We start from the raw sequence: 17,855 nt of genomic DNA on the forward strand, positions 1-17,855 counted from the left end.
TTAACTTACTTGATATACTTGAACTTATTGCAAAAGTATATTGTTGTAGCACTTGAAGGTTCAACTTTAAACTATATCTCAGATCGTTCTCCAAGATTCCGTAAATTGCTGGATTCTTCGCAGCCCTTCAGCTATTTCCCTCTCTGTCAGATTTCCGTATCCGAGTACCACCTTACCGGGGGAGCGGCCTTTTAACACCGCATAGTCTTCAAAAGATGAGAGGCGGACGCCGAGCCCTTCCATGTTGTGCCAGTCCATCGGCCCGTAAGCATCCTGCTTAAAATGGAGCTGGACATGCATTCCAGCTTCGTCACCCAGCAGTTCAACGCGGTCACCGAATAAGCGGCGGCATTGTTCCGCGATATATACGCGTTTTCGTTTGTATATCGCTCTCATTTTGTGAATATGCCTGTCAAAATGCCCGTCCAATATAAAACGCGCAAGTGCCGATTGCATGATACCGGAAGTTGTCAGGTTTAGCTCCGTTTTGGTGCGAATGACCGGCTCGATCAGTTCCGGAGGGACGATGAGGAATCCGATCCGCAAGGCGGGCGACAGTGTTTTGCTAAACGTGCCTGCATAGATGACCTTGCTCGGGGCAAGAAGCTGCAGCGGAGGGACCGGCCCGCCTTTATGCCGGAACTCGCTGTCATAGTCATCCTCAATGATATAGTGACCAGCTTTTTCAGCCAGAGCAATAGCCATCTGCCTCCGTTGAATCGAGAGAATGCTTCCTGTCGGGTATTGGTGGGAAGGCGTCAGCACGATCAGACCGGCAGGGAAGTTATGCTCAATCCGTTGGATCTGCATTCCTTGATGATCAACCTCGACCGGATGGATGGTATAGTTTAATCTTTGGAAAATATCACCGACAAACCCGATCGTCGGCTCTTCGGTGTAAACCGTATGAAAACGGTCCGAGAGGGTAGACGCCAGCAGCAGGATTCCTTCGGAGGTTCCCGACGTAATGACGATTTGGTCCATGCTGCACGCCATACCTTTGACCCGGTACAAATAATCGGCAATGGCTTCACGCAGTGCAGGCAGCCCTTGAATATTGCCATACGAAAATATGTCTTCCACCGCCGAATCGGTAATTTCCCGTACGTATTTGCTCCAAAGCCTGCGGGGAAAATGAGACAAATCAGGCAGACCTCCGTCAAAGTCGATGAGCTTCGGTTTCTTAGGGACGGACTCGGATTGAGCGGTTGATGCTGAAGAAGGCATAGGGTCGATTTTCATAGCTTTGCGGGTTTCGATGCCCTCAGCGACAAACGTTCCGGAGCCGGCTCTGGACGTCAAATACCCTTCGGCGGTCAATTGCTCATACACTTCGATCACGATGTTGCGCGCTATCCCAAGGTCCAAGGCTGCCCGGCGCGTCGGCGGCAGCTGGAGACCGGGTGTGAGTGCACCACTCTCAATTTCCTGACGCAGGTAACTGCATAACTGCTTGGTGACCGAACCTGCCCCTGCAGCAGCTCTAAATCCGAACATAGCCATGTCTCCCTTACATTGGTTCTTCTTATATACAATTTTTCGGCACTTATGATGACCAATTATCACCATTATACGGAAGCTGAAGAACACGCACAAAGGGGGTGAAAGGATGTTTAAACGTGCAATGGATGCCGAGTGGGGCAGATTGCCGAGCTTGTGGCTTTGAAAGAAGAGGAACTTCCAGATTGATTAACGTAAGATATATTATGTAAACTAAAGCTAATTTGATAAAAATTTATCATGCTGAAGCCGCCTGCCTTGCGGCTTTTTTGCGCTATTAAAGCATGGGTAATCCATGTCCTTATCAAAAAAACAAATTCCGACATGTTTCGCGCACTTTTGCAAAATAATGATTGAAACCGTTTTAAAAATGTAATATACTCTTATCACGATAATAAATTATTATATTGATAAATTTTATAACAACACATAAGGTTTACAGGGAAGGAGACCATCCGTACATGAATGATAACCGGCAGTTCCTTGAGAAATTTTTTCCAATTGCCTCATTTATTGCGGCTATTATTGGGCCCAAATGCGAGGTCGTAGTCCATGACATCAGTGATCCGGAACGATCTATTATTTTTATTGAGAACGGTCACATCAGCGGGCGTAAGGTAGGAGACGCGTCCACGGACTTGGTCTTGAAACTGCTGAAAGCGGAAGCATACCGGGAAGAACAGTTTATCGCCAACTATAAGGCTTCGGGAAAGATGGGGCAAAGCTTCAGATCGTCCACCTTTTTTATCAAAAACGACGACAACGAGCTCGTCGGGCTGATGTGTCTGAACATTGACATCACCCACATGGAGGCTGCCGCAGAATGGATTCAGCATATTTTACAAGGCGGTTCGCCGCTTCCTCCAGCTTCAATTGAGGCTCCGCAGGAAGACAAGCAGTCCAAGGAATATTTGCAGGGCAACGCGGATGATCTGCTTACTCATATGATCGCATCCGTCATCAGCAAAATAAATATTCCTGTCGACCGGTTATCCTCACAAGAGAAAATCGAGCTCGTGCGTGAGTTAAACGAGCAGGGGGTATTCTTGCTGAAAGGCGGCGTTTCCCAAGTCGCCGCAGCATTAGCGATATCCGAGCCTACTGTCTACCGTTATTTGCAGAAGCTTAAGTAATCAGGAACTGGCATACGCAGGATTAAGGAAAGGTGACATCCATGAAATATAATTTTGACCACATCATCAGCAGATACGGAACGAACAGCGCCAAATGGGACGGAATGGCCCAATCCCAGGGGAATGACATGATCGCACTGTCCGTCGCGGACATGGATTTGCCGGCGCCGCCGGCCGTGGTGGACCGAATAACGGAAATGGCCAGACACGGCATCTACGGTTACACCGATCCGTTCCCGCCATATTACGAAGCGGTACAAGGCTGGCTGTCCAAAGCTTATGATTGGCAGGTGCCGCAGGAATGGATCGTATTCTGCCCACGAATCGTACAAGCCGTCTCGGTTCTGATTCAGAACCTGACGGAGAAGGGTGACCGCATCCTCATTCATACACCTGCTTATCAACCCGTCGCGAAGGCGGTAGCGATCAATGGCAGGCAGTTGGTTGAAAGTCCGCTGCTGCTTGTGAACGGACGATATGAGATCGATTTTGCAGATATGGAAGCGCAAATGAAGGATGGCGTGAAAATGGTCATGCTAGTCTCCCCGCATAATCCCACCGGAAGGGTGTGGACGATCCATGAGCTGGAGCGGATCAGTGAGCTGTGCATCCAATACGATGCGCTGATCGTATCCGATGACATCCATGCGGATTTCATCCATCAGGGGCACGAGCATACCGTGATCGCCAAGCTGACGGAGCAGGTGGCAGACCGTTCGATCATTTGCACATCCCCGGGAAAAACGTTCAATCTCGCGAGTCTGGAAATCGCCAACATCATTATTCCTAACGATCAGCTGCGGAAACGCTTTAAAGATGGACTGCAGCAGGCAGGGATTCATAATCCGACCTTTTTTGCTGTGCCTGCCCTGGAAGTGGCTTATACGGCTTGCGATGAATGGCTGGACGAGCTTCGCGCATATATAACGGACAACATCGCCTATACGATCGATTTTATACAGGCCCATATGCCCGAACTTAAAGTCATTCAGCCTGAGGGTACCTATTTATTGTGGGTGGACTGCACCGCCTGCGGGAAGGTTGAAAGCGATTTAGTGGATTGGATTCAAAACAAGAGCAGGGTTAGTGTCAGCTACGGAACCTCATTCGGGGCGATTGGCGAAGGCTATATCCGCATGAACGTTGCCGCTCCGAGGTCTCTTCTTCGGGATGCGCTGCAGCGTATGGCAGATCATTATCCTTTGCACGAGAAGTAGTTCACAATTCATTTATCCCAGGGGGAATACAACGATGACAGAGCAAACGAAGGGAAAACAAATCAAAGAACCGACGCTGTTTTTGGCCTTACTTCCGATCATAACGATGGTGGTACTGCTGTGCTTGGGATACGTCATGTTCGAGCTGCCGCCTGAACCTCTCATTATTGCTTCAACGGTTGTCGCGGGGATCATTGCAGTTAGGCTGGGGCACAGTTACAACGATATTTTGAATTCCATTGCCCAAAAAATAGCCAAAACGATGCCGGCTATTCTAATCCTGATTGCCGTAGGGTTGATGATCGGGGCATGGATGGTGGGCGGCACGATTCCGATGATGATTTATTACGGGCTTAAAATTATTAACCCGCAGTTTTTGCTCATCACCGCCTTTTTGGTGACGTCGGTCGTATCGGTCTGTACCGGTACGTCATGGGGATCTGCAGGAACGATCGGGGTAGCATTTATGGGCGTTGGCGCCGGACTGGATGTGAATCTGGCAGCCGTTGCCGGTGCGGTGGTTGCCGGTGCCTATTTCGGCGACAAACTGTCGCCGCTATCGGATACAACGAATATCGCGGCCCTGTCCACAGGCGTAAACTTGTATGAGCATATCGGTCATTTGCTGTACACGACGCTGCCTTCGTTTATCGTAGCCGGAATCGTCTATGTCATCACAGGTTTGAACACACATACGGCAGGTGCAGGTATCCCTGAAAAAGTAGGGACCATTATGGATACGCTGGGCACGATTTACCACTGGAATTTACTGCTCATCGTCCCGATCCTCATCGTGTTGTACGGCTCGATCCGGAAAAAGCCTACGCTGCCGGTCATGCTGCTGTCTTCAGCCTTTGCCATGGCGAACGCATTGATATTCCAGGGCTTCACATTGCATGATGTCGTAAGTTCTGTATTGAACGGGTTCGATATCGCGATGGTTCACGTCCAAGGATTCGATCCGGCTGCGGTCATTCCGGATGTACCGAAGCTTTTGAACCGCGGTGGAATGAACTCCATGATGGGAACATTGTTAATCTGTTTCAGCGCAATTACGTTTGCCGGCACCATATCGCTCACCAAATCGCTTGAGCTGATCGTGAACCGAATCCTGAAGCATGTACGCTCGACAGGGTCCATGATCGTTGCAACGATCGTGACCGGATTGACAATGATCGGCGTCACAAGCAACGGCCAAGTGTCCATCCTGATGCCGGGCGAAATGCTGCGCGAAGCATACATCCGCCGTGGACTGCATCCAAAAAATCTCGGGCGGACCGTCGAAGACTCCGCTGCGATTACGGAACCCATCTTGCCATGGACGGCAGCAGGCGCCTACATGGCCGGTACGCTGGGCGTCGCAACGCTCTCCTATCTGCCATGGGCCATGCTGTGCTGGACAGGGATCATTTTCGCCATGATCTGGGGCTTCACCGGTTTTGGGATCGCCAAACTGACGCCGGAACAGCAACAAGAAATGCTGCAAGAATATGACCGTCCGAATGCAGAAGAGTTGAATTCGAATACAACGGCTCCGACGAAGGCAGCCCATACGAATTAACCGAAACCTTATTTTCGTTCAGGTACTTGCAAAAATACGGTTGATACACGCCAAGTTTTTGCAATTCCCATAAACATAAACGTGCTTCAAGCACGACAAGGAGAGAGAAACCATGACATCACAAAAGAGACGAACTATTGCAACGACCGAAGCTCCGGGAGCTATCGGACGATACTCCCAGGCAGTTCAAATCGGTAATATGCTGATTACATCCGGACAACTCGGTATGGACACAACAGGCGTGTTCCCAGCATCCGTAGAAGAACAGACACAGCGATCGCTCCTCAATGTAAAAGCAATTCTCGAATCAGCGGGCTTTACCATGAACGATGTGATTAAAACGACGGTATTTTTGCAGGATATGAACGATTTTCAGAAAGTCAATGAGGTGTACTCCACGTTCTTCACAGAACCTTATCCGGCACGCAGTGCGGTTCAGGTAGCCAAGCTGCCAAAGGGTGGTCTGGTGGAGATCGAAGTGATTGCCGTCAGGGCTTAATTTGAAAATGTAGATATAACAGCCTCTTGGTTCTCCAAGGGGTTGTTCTCTTTTCACGGGATTAAATGCAGCACAACAAAAGCTGGCCAAGATCGGCCAGCTTTTTAATAGGTGTATACATATTGGTTAAATAGATGCGATGGAGCGGCTTACTTTACTCGAATTTCCCTTCAAAAACAAGTTCGTTCAGTGGGCGGCGGTCATTCGGCACTTCGCGCTGCTGGATCGCTTCCGGAAGTACGGATTTATCGCCCAGAAAGCCGAGGGCAATCACGGCGTGAAGCTCGATGTGATCCGGTACGTTCAATATGTCACGGGCTTTATTGCGGTCAAAACCCCCGATGGCATGCGTATGCAGACCGAGGATCGTCGCTTGAATCGCCAAGGAAGCCCAGGCTGCGCCGGCATCGAAGGCGTGCGCACCGTTCGGGTCGCCGTTTTCTCTAAGCTTGTCGGAAGCGACTACAATGAGAACTGGCGCACTGGATGCCCATGTTAAATTGAATTCGTTTAAAAATGAATGAAATGTGCTGAGCTGCTCTTCGGTTTTAGCGACGATAAAGCGCCAAGGCTGATCATTATAAGAAGAAGGAGCCCAATGTGCGGCTTCAAGGATGGTATAAAGGTCCTGATCACTGACTTTACGGGTGGAAAAAGCCCGTGTAGACCAGCGATTTAGAAATAGCGGGCTTACCGGGTATTCGGATTTGCGCTGTCCTTGCACCTCCGGCAAAATTTCATTGACGATGGATTGAACGTTGCTCATATACGATTTCTCTCCTTTTTTATAAATATCTGCAGTGTTGTCATTGCTGCTTACTTAAACTTACGTACTAATTAAATATAATTAAATATATGACTTAACTTGGATATAGTCAAATCAAAATCTTTAATGGATGATTAGGTATATTTGCAGAATGACCATGGCTGCAAGCAGGGTTTAGAGACGAATAAAGAGAATTCTAGATGCATCTCTTAGAGTGAGAACGGTTACGGTGAACCGGCAATTTTGCATGAAGATCAATTGTAGTCTCTACGATTGTATCGAAAAACCAAGAAGCGAATATCCGAACGAGAAGAAAGGTGGCAGCAAATGAATCAGAACGATCAAACATCCCGGTTAGTCGAGTGGCATTCAATATTGGAAGCGGTTTCTAACCGGTTTATCCCGGAAAATGAATGGCCGTCTGCGGCCAGCGGAGGAGCACTCGTCTATATGGAACGTAGGGCAGATGAGGATCCTTCAGCTTGGAACAAGCTGATCGAACCCGGCCTCCGCGCACTCGAGTCGGAAGCGTCGGCCCGGCATGGGCACGCATTTTCAGAACTGTCCGAAGATCAACAGGATGGATTGCTGCAGGATGTCCAGCATGACCGGGTCTGCGATTGGCCTGTTTCGTCCGCAATGTTCTTCAACGCATTGTTGGAGCTTGTCGTCGAAGGCTATTATGGAAATCCTGAATCCGGCGGGAATCGCGAGGGTAAATCATGGGAAATGATCGGTTTTCGGCCGGGTCCGGTTTCCGGCGAACAGGGACCACCAGTCGAAGCCGATTTGCCTTTACGAACACTCGATCAACTACAAGACCGCTACGATGCCGTCGTGATCGGAGCCGGGGCGGGCGGATCGGTAGCGGCGGCGGGGCTGGCTGAGTCGGGCATGCGCGTTCTCGTCATTGAACGCGGCCGTTGGCTTCGGTATGACCAGGTAGGCCGGGACCATTTGCGCAACCACCGGCTGAGCAAATTCGGCCACAACACCGGACCTGATCTGGAGGGCAGTCCGCGTACGTTTCTTGCTGGGGCTGGGGAAGAGAGAATCACTGCTCCGCATGAAGGAGATTACCACAACAATGCCATGACGGTTGGCGGCGGTACGCGGGTGTACGGCGCTCAGGCGTGGCGGTTCCATCCGGAGGATTTTCGAATGGCAAGCCACTACGGCATCCCGGACGTGAGTTCCCTCAGCGACTGGCCGATCTCGTACGAGGATCTGGAACCTTATTATGTGAGGGCCGAATGGGAGGTGGGCGTATCCGGTGACGGGAACGCCCACACCGGGCATGCCAAGCGGAGCCGGCCTTACCCGATGCCGGCTATGCCCTTGACGACGGAAGCGCGGCGGCTGGCGGAAGCGGCAGCCCGTTTGGGATGGGACGCCGGATCGGTGCCGCTGCTGATCAACTCGGTCGAACGGGACGGCAGGCCGGCATGCGGACAGTGCGGCCAATGCGTTGGCTTCGCTTGTCCAACCAACAGCAAAAACGGGGGACATAACACGATGCTCGTCCGGGCGGCCGCCTCCGGTAACTGCGATATCATCTGCGATACGATGGTGGAGCGGATTGAGACGGAAGGCGGGAAGCGGGCCACCGGGGTACGGCTGGTGCAGGAAGCAGGCGGGAAGATCCGGCGTCAACTGGTGGCAGCCGGTCAAGTCATCGTAGCCGCCGGTGCGATTGAAAGCGCGCGTTTGCTGCTGAACTCGGCTACCGATGCAGAGCCGGACGGCATCGGCAACCGTTCCGGCCAAGTCGGCCGGAATCTGCAGGGGCATGTCTACACGGGCGCGTACGGTCTCATGGACGATCTGATCCAGGACGGTCTGGGCCCTGGTGTCAGCATCGCTACGCTTCGCTTCGCCCATGACAATGGCGGCGGCGTGATCGGTGGCGGACTGCTTGCCAACGAATTTACCCGGCTTCCTCTTATCCATTGGTACAGGGCACTTGCTCCAGACGCTCCGAGATGGGGGCTGGCAGGCAAAGAAGTGATGCGTGACAGCTATTTGCGCACCAGTCAGATCCAGGGACCGATTCAAGAGATCCCGACGTCGGAATCGAGAGTACGTCTCTCACGAACGGTCAAGGACCGTTTCGGTATGCCAGTCGCCCAGCTCTCGGGCCAGGTCCATCCGGAGTCGCTTCGGGCGGCAGCGATGCTGGGCGAACAGGCCGAGAAGTGGCTCTGGGCTGCCGGTGCGCGCCAGGTTTGGCGAACGACTCCGGGAACCGGGCTTAGCGGCGGACAGCATCAGGCAGGCACGCTTCGGATGGGGGATGATCCCGCCACTTCGGTCACCGATCCGATGGGACGCGTACACGGTTACGACAACCTGTGGGTGAGCGACGGATCCGTGCATGTAACCAACGGCGGAGTGAATCCGGTGCTGACGATTCTAGCTTTGGCATTTCGAACTTCGGAAAACATCGTGAAGCAGGGCTAAAACGGTCCTAGGTAACATTCAAGAAGGGCAACGGGTGAGAGTTCACCTGATGCTCTTCTTTTTGCTGCGTCCCAATGTTCCCTTTCATGACGACCGTGTAAGTTTGGTGTAAGAATGAACCCTAGGAGAAGTATGAATCTTGGGATAAACTTGCATGAGATATCCACTCATTTCGCAGTAGGGAGCAGAATTTATGGCAAAGAATCGCAAGGTTATCCTGATCATCACCATCCTTTATACAGTGCTCATTTTGTATTTTATGTTTTTTGCTTTTGGCAGAATTGAGGCATCACACCAGATTACGGAGTACGAATTTATTTTTACGCCCATTGATTTTTATCATGTACCGGATTTGTCAGATTTGTTTCGATTTTCCTTAATGGCTCTGTTTGGTTTTGGGAACTTCGCTGCATTTATTCCTTTCGGCTTTTTGATTCCGATGTTGTTTCCCATGCGCTACGTTCGATTTATTACATTGTTCTTTTTGTCCATCATGGTGGTCGAAACGGTGCAGATGCTCTCTTATCTGGGCAGCGGCGATATCAACGACGCGATTCAGAATTCAATAGGGGCTTCCATCGGATACGCAGCTTACAAATTAGGATCAAACGCAAAAACGATAAAGAAGCAGCTTGTGATTTCCGGATTTTCCGCATTGTTCATTTTCGCTGCCGTATGGGGCTGCTGCGAAGTTATCGAAACGGCGCTGACAAAAAAAGAAGGACCATTCATTGCAATCAACGAAGTGAAGGACGCCAGTGGAAATACAGTTCAACACACAGCACCATATCGTTTTGAGTTGGGCCGCGAACAGGTGCTGCCTCAGTACAATGTGTTCAGTTTCAAAGAGCAAACTGCAGCAGTTTACACCTCTGAACTAAGGGGAAGAGATATCATCCTCTACTTCAAGTATGGAGCAACGGGGAAGCTGGGAGGAACGCTTGCGATTTCGGTCGATGGGCAGCAGCTTCTGCTGACAGAAGCACCAACCTATCAAGAGGGAACTGCTGAAACGTACGAAATTCCAATTGAGAAAGCGAATAAACTAACGATCACCGTTAAGGGAAATGCGAGATTGTGGGATCTCGGTTACAGGGAAATGAAGTATTTCTGGAATTAGTGCTTGTTGAAGCGCGAAAGTTTATGATTCATTATATTAATCATTTATGTGATTAATTATCGAGAACAGGGAGTGTCCTTGCTGCGGATATTCCTTGTTTTTTTGCTGTAAATGGTGGTTTTCCGTCCTTTCGCACACAGCAAAAATGCCTGAATACATTGGAAAATTTTATTGACAATCGTCATTAAATATTGTTTCATTTTATTAAACTAAGTTGAATTTCATTCTATTTAGGAGATCAATCTGATGGAATTGGGGAGTAAGATCCGAAAAATTCGCAAGGACCAAAATCGGACCCTGGACGAAATCGCCCATGCCTGCGGCTTTACCAAAAGCCTGCTGTCCAAAATCGAAAACGGAAAAACGGTGCCGCCCATCGGCACGCTGATCAAAATCGCCGAGGCGCTTGGAACCAAAATATCCATCTTGCTTGATGACAGCGACCAAAACGGGACAGTGTATACCACAATGTCGGGGACCCTGGATAAGATGGTCACGTCGGAGAAAGGATATTCGTTCTCGGCCATCGCGGCCGAGCGGCCCGAGAAGTTGATGCAGCCCTTTTATTTTGTAGCGAAAAAAGGGAAGACGGAGAAGCGAACGGTCTCCCATGTCGGGCAGGAATTCATTTATGTGCTCGAAGGGACCATGATTTATTATGTCGGCCAGGAAGCTTATACACTGCATGCCGGTGACAGCCTGTATTTCGACTCCTACGAAAATCATAAATATACGCCCATCACGGATGAAGTAAAGTACTTGTCGGTTTTCTGTTCGGATTCCAAAGCTTGAGTCCGTCTAACCGACAATGCCCGGTAAGTTGATGTCTGTCCTTGTTGTAACATGCTCATACAGGATTCTTGTAAACGGTTGGCAGCGCCATAACCTTCAATTTACTTGAAACCCGGATGGGCATTTTTTGTACCATTCATACGCAAGGGGGATTGGATATGCTGAACGTCTTAGTCGTTGACGACGAACCAAAGCACAGACAAGGGTTGTCGCGGATGCTGAAAAATCTGAGGCCAGAGTATCACATCTTTAATGCCCGGGATGGTGCGGAAGCGCTGGAAAGGATGGAGCTCCATCCGATCGATTTGGTATTTACCGATATCCAGATGCCGATCATGGACGGCCTCGAATTCGTGGAGCATTTGACCCGCCGCGGGGGGAGCGAAAGCGTGGTGATTTTGAGCGCCTACTCGGATTTCGCCTATGCACAGCGCGCGCTGCAGCTCGGGGCAAGCGATTACCTGCTCAAGCCGGTGGAAGCCCAGAAGGTTACGCCTCTCCTTCAGAAAGCCGAACATAAGGCGGGAGCCCTTCGTGAGGCGACCATCGAATCGGCTTTGTCCGAATTGCTGGAGGGAAGTCCTGCCGAAGCAGACATCACTTTGCTGCAGAGATCCTTTTCAGGCTGGAGACGCGGAATCTCGCTGGGTGCCGTGATCCACACAAGCGGAGCGGACCGGAAGCGGATGTTGTCCCTGCTTAAACGCATGCTTGCCCACATCATGGAGGAAGCCGGACTTGCCCATGCCTTTTACGTTACGGATCAATGGTTGACGGGGGTGATCCTTAGCGCCGACGTATCTTTTGACATCACCTATTCGCTTGAAGCGCAACTGCAGGAACTGATCGATCATTTTCGAAATGACCATGAGAGGGAACTAACATTTGGCTTTGGCAAGTATTTTACGGAGTGGGGGCAAGAAGCACATTCATCTAATCAGCAGGCCCGAATTGCACTTCAAAGCTTATTTTACGACGGGCCGGGGAAATTGTATAAGTCTGACCAACAGAACCCTAAAGATCCGTCCGCGATCATCCATTTAAATGCAGGCAAACTGGCCAAAGCGATTCTATCCGGCAAAAAGGATGATATTCATGCCTGTCTGAAGACCGAACTGGATCGTACGTTGGCCCAGGGTTATCCCGATCCTTCCAGATTGAAGTATTCCGTCGCCGCCTCGATTTACCATATCACTTCACTTTTAAGGGAAAAGGGAGTTTCTCATCTCCCCGATGCCGCTTTTGAAGGAGCACTGATGCGCTGCAGCCGCATGGACGAATTACGGGAGACAGCCTTCCAGTGGATTCTAGAGATGGCCAATCATATAGACCAACGGAGACAGTGTAAAAGTGAGACCGTGGTGGACAGCTGCAAAGCCTATATTGAAGCCAACTATGGTGAGGAGGATTTGTCCCTGAGCACGCTGGCCGTGAAGTTTCATTTTAACCCTTCGTATTTTTGTATTCTGTTTAAAAACCACACCCGTATGACCATCCACCAATACATCACCCATATCCGAATGAGGGCGGCGGCCAGCCAGCTGCTGCATACCTCCCAGAAAGTTTATCAAGTGGCCGAGAACGTAGGCTACAGGGACGTGAAATATTTTATCCGGCTGTTTCGGAAGGAGTACGGCACAAGTCCGGATGAATACCGCCATTTATCCGCTACCCGCATATAAGGAAGGGATGTTCATTGAGAAGCCGCCGATGGATGCCGCGATTTCAGGATCTGAGCTATCGAACCAAGCTGATGTTATCCTATGCCCTCATCGTCACAATTCCCCTAACGATACTTAGCTATAGATATTTTGTGTCGAGCAGTGGGTTTATTTCCGACTTTGCCAGACAGAACCTGTACTCCATTGTGAAGCAGAACAACGAAATTATGGACGCCGAGCTCGCCAGGGTCGAAGACAGCAGCCTCGCCTTGATCGCGGAGCAGGTTCTGTACGAACAATACCTCACCGCCGTCCCGAAAGACGAATACCAAATGTTCACGATGGAGAAAAAGGTAAGCCGGGCGCTGAATACATATTTTCCAGACTTGAAGCACATATACTCCATCCACTTAATCACCAGCTATTCAGACATTGGGCCTACCGGTGCTACGACCTTCATCCCTTATGAAGGGTTTAACCAAACAGCCCTATATCAGGCTGCCGTACAAGCGGATGGGGGAATGGCTTGGGTCCCGACGTTTTCGTTTGGTGACATGTTTCATCGGGATGCCGGTTCTCCCGTGCCCTCTGAGAACGTTCAGCTTCTGGCCGGCGTCCGTCTGCTGAAATTGTTTCGGATCAATAACGGGGAGGTGATCGAGCTGCAGGGTGCAGCCGAGCTTCCCGTGCTGGTCATTACCTATCAGCCCGATTATTACCGTTCCCGCTTCGCCAGCGTGCTCCCATCCACCGGGGCTTCTTTTTTTATCATAAGCCGGGACGGTCAGAGGGTAGCCGATTCGCAGGAAAAGGATTCCACGATGGATGAAACCTCATTGAAAAGAATGGCGGAGATGAAAAGCGGCACTCTTACGATCACAAGAAACGGAAATCCGCTCATCGTATGCTTCGACACTTCCGATGTGACCGGCTGGATTTCCGGTGTCACGATCTCGCCGGAGGCGCTCGGCAGCGCCTTTTTGCCGGAGGTGAAGTCGTACACGTTCTATTTGACGCTGATCCTTCTGCTGCTCTCGCTTCTCTTGGCATTTTTTCTGGCCAGCTCCATCACCAAGCCCATTCAACAGCTGCTTCGAGCGATCAAAAAAACGGGAGAAGGGGAATTCGATACCCGCATCCCGGTCAAGTCCTATAACGAGATGGGGCTGCTCATCCACAAGTACAATCAGATGAATGTTAAAATCAACAACCTGATCGAAGAGAACTATAAGGTGAAGCTGAGAGAAAAAGAAACCCAGATTATGTCTCTGAACATTCAGCTGAATCCGCATTTTCTGTATAACACGCTCAACATCATGAACTGGACGGCGCTCGAAAACGAGCAAAGCGAATTGAGCGCCATGATCGTCAGCCTGTCTTCTATGCTGCAGTATACTTCCGCAAGCAATCAGGACATCGGCGACCTGGAGGAGGACCTGAATTGGTTGAAGCATTATTTTTCGATTACCGAGCAGCGGTTTGAAGGCAAATTCACGGTAACCTATGACATCTCGCCTGATCTGTATTCCTTCAAAGTACCGAAGCTGTTCCTGCAGCCCTTTGTTGAGAACGCCATCGTTCATGGCTTCGCCCGCCTGCACAGCGGTGGAAAGATGGTGATCCGTGGGCGGCTTATTGGGGACGAGCGGATCTTCATGGTGGAGGATAACGGAATCGGCATCCCGCATCACAAATTGGCTGGTTTGACACGGGAAGAGAGCCGCTCCATCGGCATCCGAAACGTTGATCAGCGAATCAAACTCATCTACGGCGATTCCTACGGCGTGACCGTAACCTCTGAAGAAGGCAGGGGAACGACTGTCATTATTAAAATGCCGAGATGAACAACACATAAAAATTGTCCACCATTCCAAAAATGTTCGAATTTTCTTTGAACCTCCGCCTTTTTACAATGAATTTACAAACATCAATTCCATGTGATTGGAGGGTAAAAGAATGAGAATTTCCAAATTTCTCGCTGGGATCGCTTTACCCGCTTTACTGGCTATAACCGTTTCCCTTTCGGGCTGTTCGGGCAGCGGAGGATCAGACCAAAGTGAAGGTGGCACCAAGGATGGGGGCAACGGGGAAGAAAAGGTCACGCTAAAGTTTGCTTTCTGGGGAGACACGATCGAAAAGAAGACGGTCACGGAAGCGCTCGAAAGCTTTGAGCAAAAAACCGGGATTCAGGTGGAGCCTATGCACATTCCGGCGGACTATTTGACCAAGCTGACGACAATGGTCGCAGGTAATGTCGCACCCGACCTCGGATATTTATCATCCGGAGCGGCATTAAGCTGGGGGAAAGACGGGAAGCTGCTGAACCTGGCTCCGCTGATCGAGGAGGACAAGGAATTCAAGAAGGAAGATTACCTGGATCAAGTTTGGTATGAAATCGAACCGGGCAACACGATCGGCATGAGTACGGCTGTAGAAGGTTACGGACTCATGTACAACAAGGATATGCTCCTTGAAGCAGGTGTGGAGCTTCCTCCAACGCAGGCAGATAAGGCATGGGACTGGGACACGTTCATTCAGTACGCAAAGAAGCTGACCTTGGACGATCAGGGACGAAATGCGCTCGACCCTAATTTTAATCCGAATAAGATCAAGCAGTTCGGCCTCCAATACGACCCGTACAACATGATGGCTGCGGTGGTCTCGAATGGCGGCAATTTCCTGACGGAAGACGGAAAGGGATTCGGCCTGGCGAAGCCGGAAGCGATCGACGCGATTCAAAAGCTGGCGGACTTGATGTATGTGCACCACGTATCGCCGACGCCGCTGCAGACCAAGAGCCTGCCTGACATGGCGCTCCAAACCAAGAAGGTCGCCATGACCGTATCCGGCAACTGGGCGCTTCAGGCTTTTGCAGAACAGGATTTCAATCTTGGCGTCGGTGTCCTGCCTAAATTAATGAAAAGCAATACGCTGCTGGACGGCGCGCCGACGGTCATTTTCAAATCGACCAAGCATCCGAAAGAGGCATGGATGCTGTATAAGTACATGGCGGATCCGGAATCGGTGCTGCCGCTGATCGAAGGCGGCTTGTGGATGCCGCTCAAGAAAGAGTGGTATACGAATCCGGACCTCATCAATAAATGGGCGTCGGGGAACAAGGCTCACCCGGAGGGATACACAGATGCTTACATGAAACAGACGATTGAAAACGGCATCCGGACTCCGGGCTTTGAAGTGAAGAACCTGGATAAAATCAATGCGCTGGTGACCCCTGCCCTTGACTTGGTATGGACCGGCAAGAAGTCAGCGGAGGAAGCACTGAAAGAGATCGAACCCAAAGTGCAGCCGCTGATTGAAGGCTATTACGGCAAATAACCCCGTCCGAACGAACCGATCCAGAAAGGAGGGATTCCAATGCTGCACAAACGCCGTATCGCCGTGGCGGGCATTCTCTTCGCCCTGCCCAGCATCTTTGGCATTATGCTGTTTGTCGTTCTGCCCATGCTCACCAGCTTGTTGCTCAGCTTTACGGATTACCGGATCGTGAATACGCCCAAATTCATCGGGTTTACGAATTACAAGCGGCTTTTCGACGGAACGGATCCCTATTTTTACAATTCGCTGTGGGTGACCTTTAAATACGTTATTCTCCGCGTTCCGCTCGGGCTGATCGTCTCATTTATCGCCGCTTTCCTGTTGAACATGGAATTTATCCGCGGCAAATCGGTGTTCCGCACGATCTTCTATCTGCCGGCGATCGTGCCGGCCGTTGCGTCCTCGATGATCTGGATCTGGCTGTTCAGCCCGGACCTCGGACTGTTCAACAGCTTCCTAGAAGCGCTGAACCTGCCTACCCTAAATTGGCTGTACTCTGAAAATACGGTGGTTCCTTCCATTGTGATCATGAGCCTGTGGGGAATGGGGAGCACGATCATTATTTTCCTGGCAGGCCTCCAGGGTGTACCCAGATCCCTGTATGAAGCGGCCATCGTGGATGGGGCAGGGGCGGTCCGGAAGTTCCGCCATATCACCATTCCGATGATGACGCCGATCATTTTCTTCAACCTGATCATGGGGTCGATCGGGGCTTTCCAAGTATTCACGGAAGCCTTAATTATGACGCAGGGAGGACCGAATAACGCCAGCTTGTTCTACAACTACTATATTTACCGTCAAGCTTTTCAGTTCGGCGAAATGGGGCAGGCCTCAGCCATCGCCTGGATCCTCTTTATCATCATCCTGGTCGTCACGGCGATCTTTTTCCGGACATCCAAGTCCTGGGTATTTTACGAAAGTGAGGTGTAGCGCCCATGAGGAAAAGCCGCCGGGTCTCGCAAATCGTCGTATACGCCATTCTCATCTTGGGGAGTGTTTTCTGTTTGCTGCCATTGTTCTGGTTAGTACGCAGCTCTATGATGTCGTCCATGCAGATTTTCGAGATGCCGCCCAAATGGATTCCCTCGCCGTTCCGGTTCCGAAACTATACGGAGGCGCTGACGACCATCGATTTTCTCCGTTTTTTTCGGAACACCTTGACCATTACCGCCAGCTGCCTGATCGGAGCGCTCATCAGCAGCTCGCTCGGGGCATACAGCTACGCAAGGCTTGACTGGCCGGGGAAGAAGTTTTTCTTTGGACTGCTGCTCGCCAGCATGATGCTTCCCGGCGCGGTCACGCTGATACCCACTTTTATCGGGTGGAGGCTTGCCGACCTGATTAACACTTACGTACCTTTGATATTGCCGGTTTGGTTCGGTTCCGCATTCGACATCTTTTTGCTGCGGCAGTTTTATGCCGGCATCCCGAGAGATCTCGATGAAGCGGCTTATGTGGATGGTGCGGGCCCATGGACGATTTTCTGGCGGATCATCATCCCATTATCCAAACCGCCTCTGATCGTCATCGGCCTATTCTCGTTCATGAACTCGTGGAACGATTTCATGGGACCGCTTGTGTACTTGAACGAAGAAAGCAAGTTTACGCTGGCCCTTGGACTGCAAATGTTCCAGTCGCTTCACAGCGCACAGTGGCATCTGCTTATGGCAGCCTCCACCGTGGTCATCCTGCCGGTCATTATCGTGTTTTTCATCGGCCAGCGGTATTTTATCGAAGGGATTACGCTGACTGGCATGAAGGGATAAGGAAGTAAATTTGCAGATAAGTACAGTTGTCATTCAACAATGTT

The 17,855-nt window shown here is 50.7% G+C and carries 14 protein-coding genes; 12 read left to right on the forward strand and 2 right to left on the reverse strand.

Annotated elements, in window-relative coordinates; genetic code table 11:
• Nucleotides 1-78: 78 nt before the first annotated feature.
• Nucleotides 79-1,497, reverse strand: coding sequence for a MocR-like pyridoxine biosynthesis transcription factor PdxR (pdxR, locus tag BCV73_RS12190; RefSeq protein WP_089547295.1), 1,419 nt, complete (start codon nt 1,495-1,497; stop codon nt 79-81).
• Between the two features lie 464 nt (nt 1,498-1,961).
• Here pdxR and BCV73_RS12195 point away from each other — a divergent pair, with 464 nt between their 5' ends.
• From BCV73_RS12195 to BCV73_RS12210, 4 genes are all read left to right on the forward strand, one after another.
• Entirely contained in the window at nt 1,962-2,633 is a 672-nt protein-coding gene (locus tag BCV73_RS12195) for a helix-turn-helix transcriptional regulator (RefSeq protein ID WP_089547296.1), read from the forward strand.
• 41 nt (nt 2,634-2,674) lie between these two features.
• Nucleotides 2,675-3,850 carry a MalY/PatB family protein gene (locus BCV73_RS12200; RefSeq protein ID WP_089547297.1) on the forward strand — a complete coding sequence of 392 codons (1,176 nt, stop codon included), beginning with the start codon at nt 2,675-2,677 and terminating at the stop codon, nt 3,848-3,850.
• A gap of 34 nt (nt 3,851-3,884) precedes the next feature.
• On the forward strand, nt 3,885-5,411 hold the full coding sequence (gene nhaC / locus BCV73_RS12205) for a Na+/H+ antiporter NhaC (RefSeq protein ID WP_089547298.1): 1,527 nt from the start codon (nt 3,885-3,887) through the stop codon (nt 5,409-5,411).
• A 112-nt stretch (nt 5,412-5,523) separates the two neighbouring features.
• Nucleotides 5,524-5,910 carry a RidA family protein gene (locus BCV73_RS12210; RefSeq protein WP_089547299.1) on the forward strand — a complete coding sequence of 129 codons (387 nt, stop codon included), beginning with the start codon at nt 5,524-5,526 and terminating at the stop codon, nt 5,908-5,910.
• Nucleotides 5,911-6,064: 154 nt separating this feature from the next.
• On the opposite strand, the gene BCV73_RS12215 is transcribed toward BCV73_RS12210, so the two are convergent.
• The gene (locus BCV73_RS12215) at nt 6,065-6,676 is read right to left on the reverse strand and encodes a nitroreductase family protein (protein ID WP_089547300.1); all 612 of its coding nucleotides are present in this window, start codon (nt 6,674-6,676) and stop codon (nt 6,065-6,067) included.
• Nucleotides 6,677-7,003: 327 nt separating this feature from the next.
• On the opposite strand from BCV73_RS12215, the gene BCV73_RS12220 reads away from it, so the two are divergent.
• From BCV73_RS12220 to BCV73_RS12255, 8 genes are all read left to right on the forward strand, one after another.
• On the forward strand, nt 7,004-9,136 hold the full coding sequence (locus tag BCV73_RS12220) for a GMC family oxidoreductase (protein ID WP_089547301.1): 2,133 nt from the start codon (nt 7,004-7,006) through the stop codon (nt 9,134-9,136).
• A gap of 193 nt (nt 9,137-9,329) precedes the next feature.
• A complete protein-coding gene (locus BCV73_RS12225; RefSeq protein WP_089547302.1) occupies nt 9,330-10,256 on the forward strand; it encodes a VanZ family protein in 927 nt (308 codons plus the stop codon).
• A gap of 246 nt (nt 10,257-10,502) precedes the next feature.
• On the forward strand, nt 10,503-11,048 hold the full coding sequence (locus tag BCV73_RS12230) for a helix-turn-helix domain-containing protein (RefSeq protein ID WP_076165536.1): 546 nt from the start codon (nt 10,503-10,505) through the stop codon (nt 11,046-11,048).
• 158 nt (nt 11,049-11,206) lie between these two features.
• Nucleotides 11,207-12,730, forward strand: a complete 1,524-nt coding sequence (locus tag BCV73_RS12235; RefSeq protein ID WP_179231974.1) for a response regulator transcription factor — start codon at nt 11,207-11,209, stop codon at nt 12,728-12,730.
• A 32-nt stretch (nt 12,731-12,762) separates the two neighbouring features.
• The gene (locus BCV73_RS12240) at nt 12,763-14,553 is read left to right on the forward strand and encodes a cache domain-containing sensor histidine kinase (RefSeq protein WP_143811851.1); all 1,791 of its coding nucleotides are present in this window, start codon (nt 12,763-12,765) and stop codon (nt 14,551-14,553) included.
• A 112-nt stretch (nt 14,554-14,665) separates the two neighbouring features.
• Nucleotides 14,666-16,045: an ABC transporter substrate-binding protein gene (locus BCV73_RS12245; RefSeq protein WP_089547305.1), complete on the forward strand. Its 1,380-nt coding sequence runs from the start codon at nt 14,666-14,668 to the stop codon at nt 16,043-16,045.
• 39 nt (nt 16,046-16,084) lie between these two features.
• Nucleotides 16,085-16,975 carry a carbohydrate ABC transporter permease gene (locus BCV73_RS12250; protein ID WP_179231975.1) on the forward strand — a complete coding sequence of 297 codons (891 nt, stop codon included), beginning with the start codon at nt 16,085-16,087 and terminating at the stop codon, nt 16,973-16,975.
• Nucleotides 16,976-16,980: 5 nt separating this feature from the next.
• The gene (locus BCV73_RS12255) at nt 16,981-17,811 is read left to right on the forward strand and encodes a carbohydrate ABC transporter permease (protein ID WP_089547306.1); all 831 of its coding nucleotides are present in this window, start codon (nt 16,981-16,983) and stop codon (nt 17,809-17,811) included.
• The last annotated feature ends 44 nt before the right edge of the window (nt 17,812-17,855 follow it).

The sequence above is a fragment of the Paenibacillus sp. SSG-1 genome, assembly GCF_002224835.1.
Classification (GTDB): Bacteria; Bacillota; Bacilli; order Paenibacillales; family Paenibacillaceae; genus Paenibacillus_AQ; species Paenibacillus_AQ favisporus.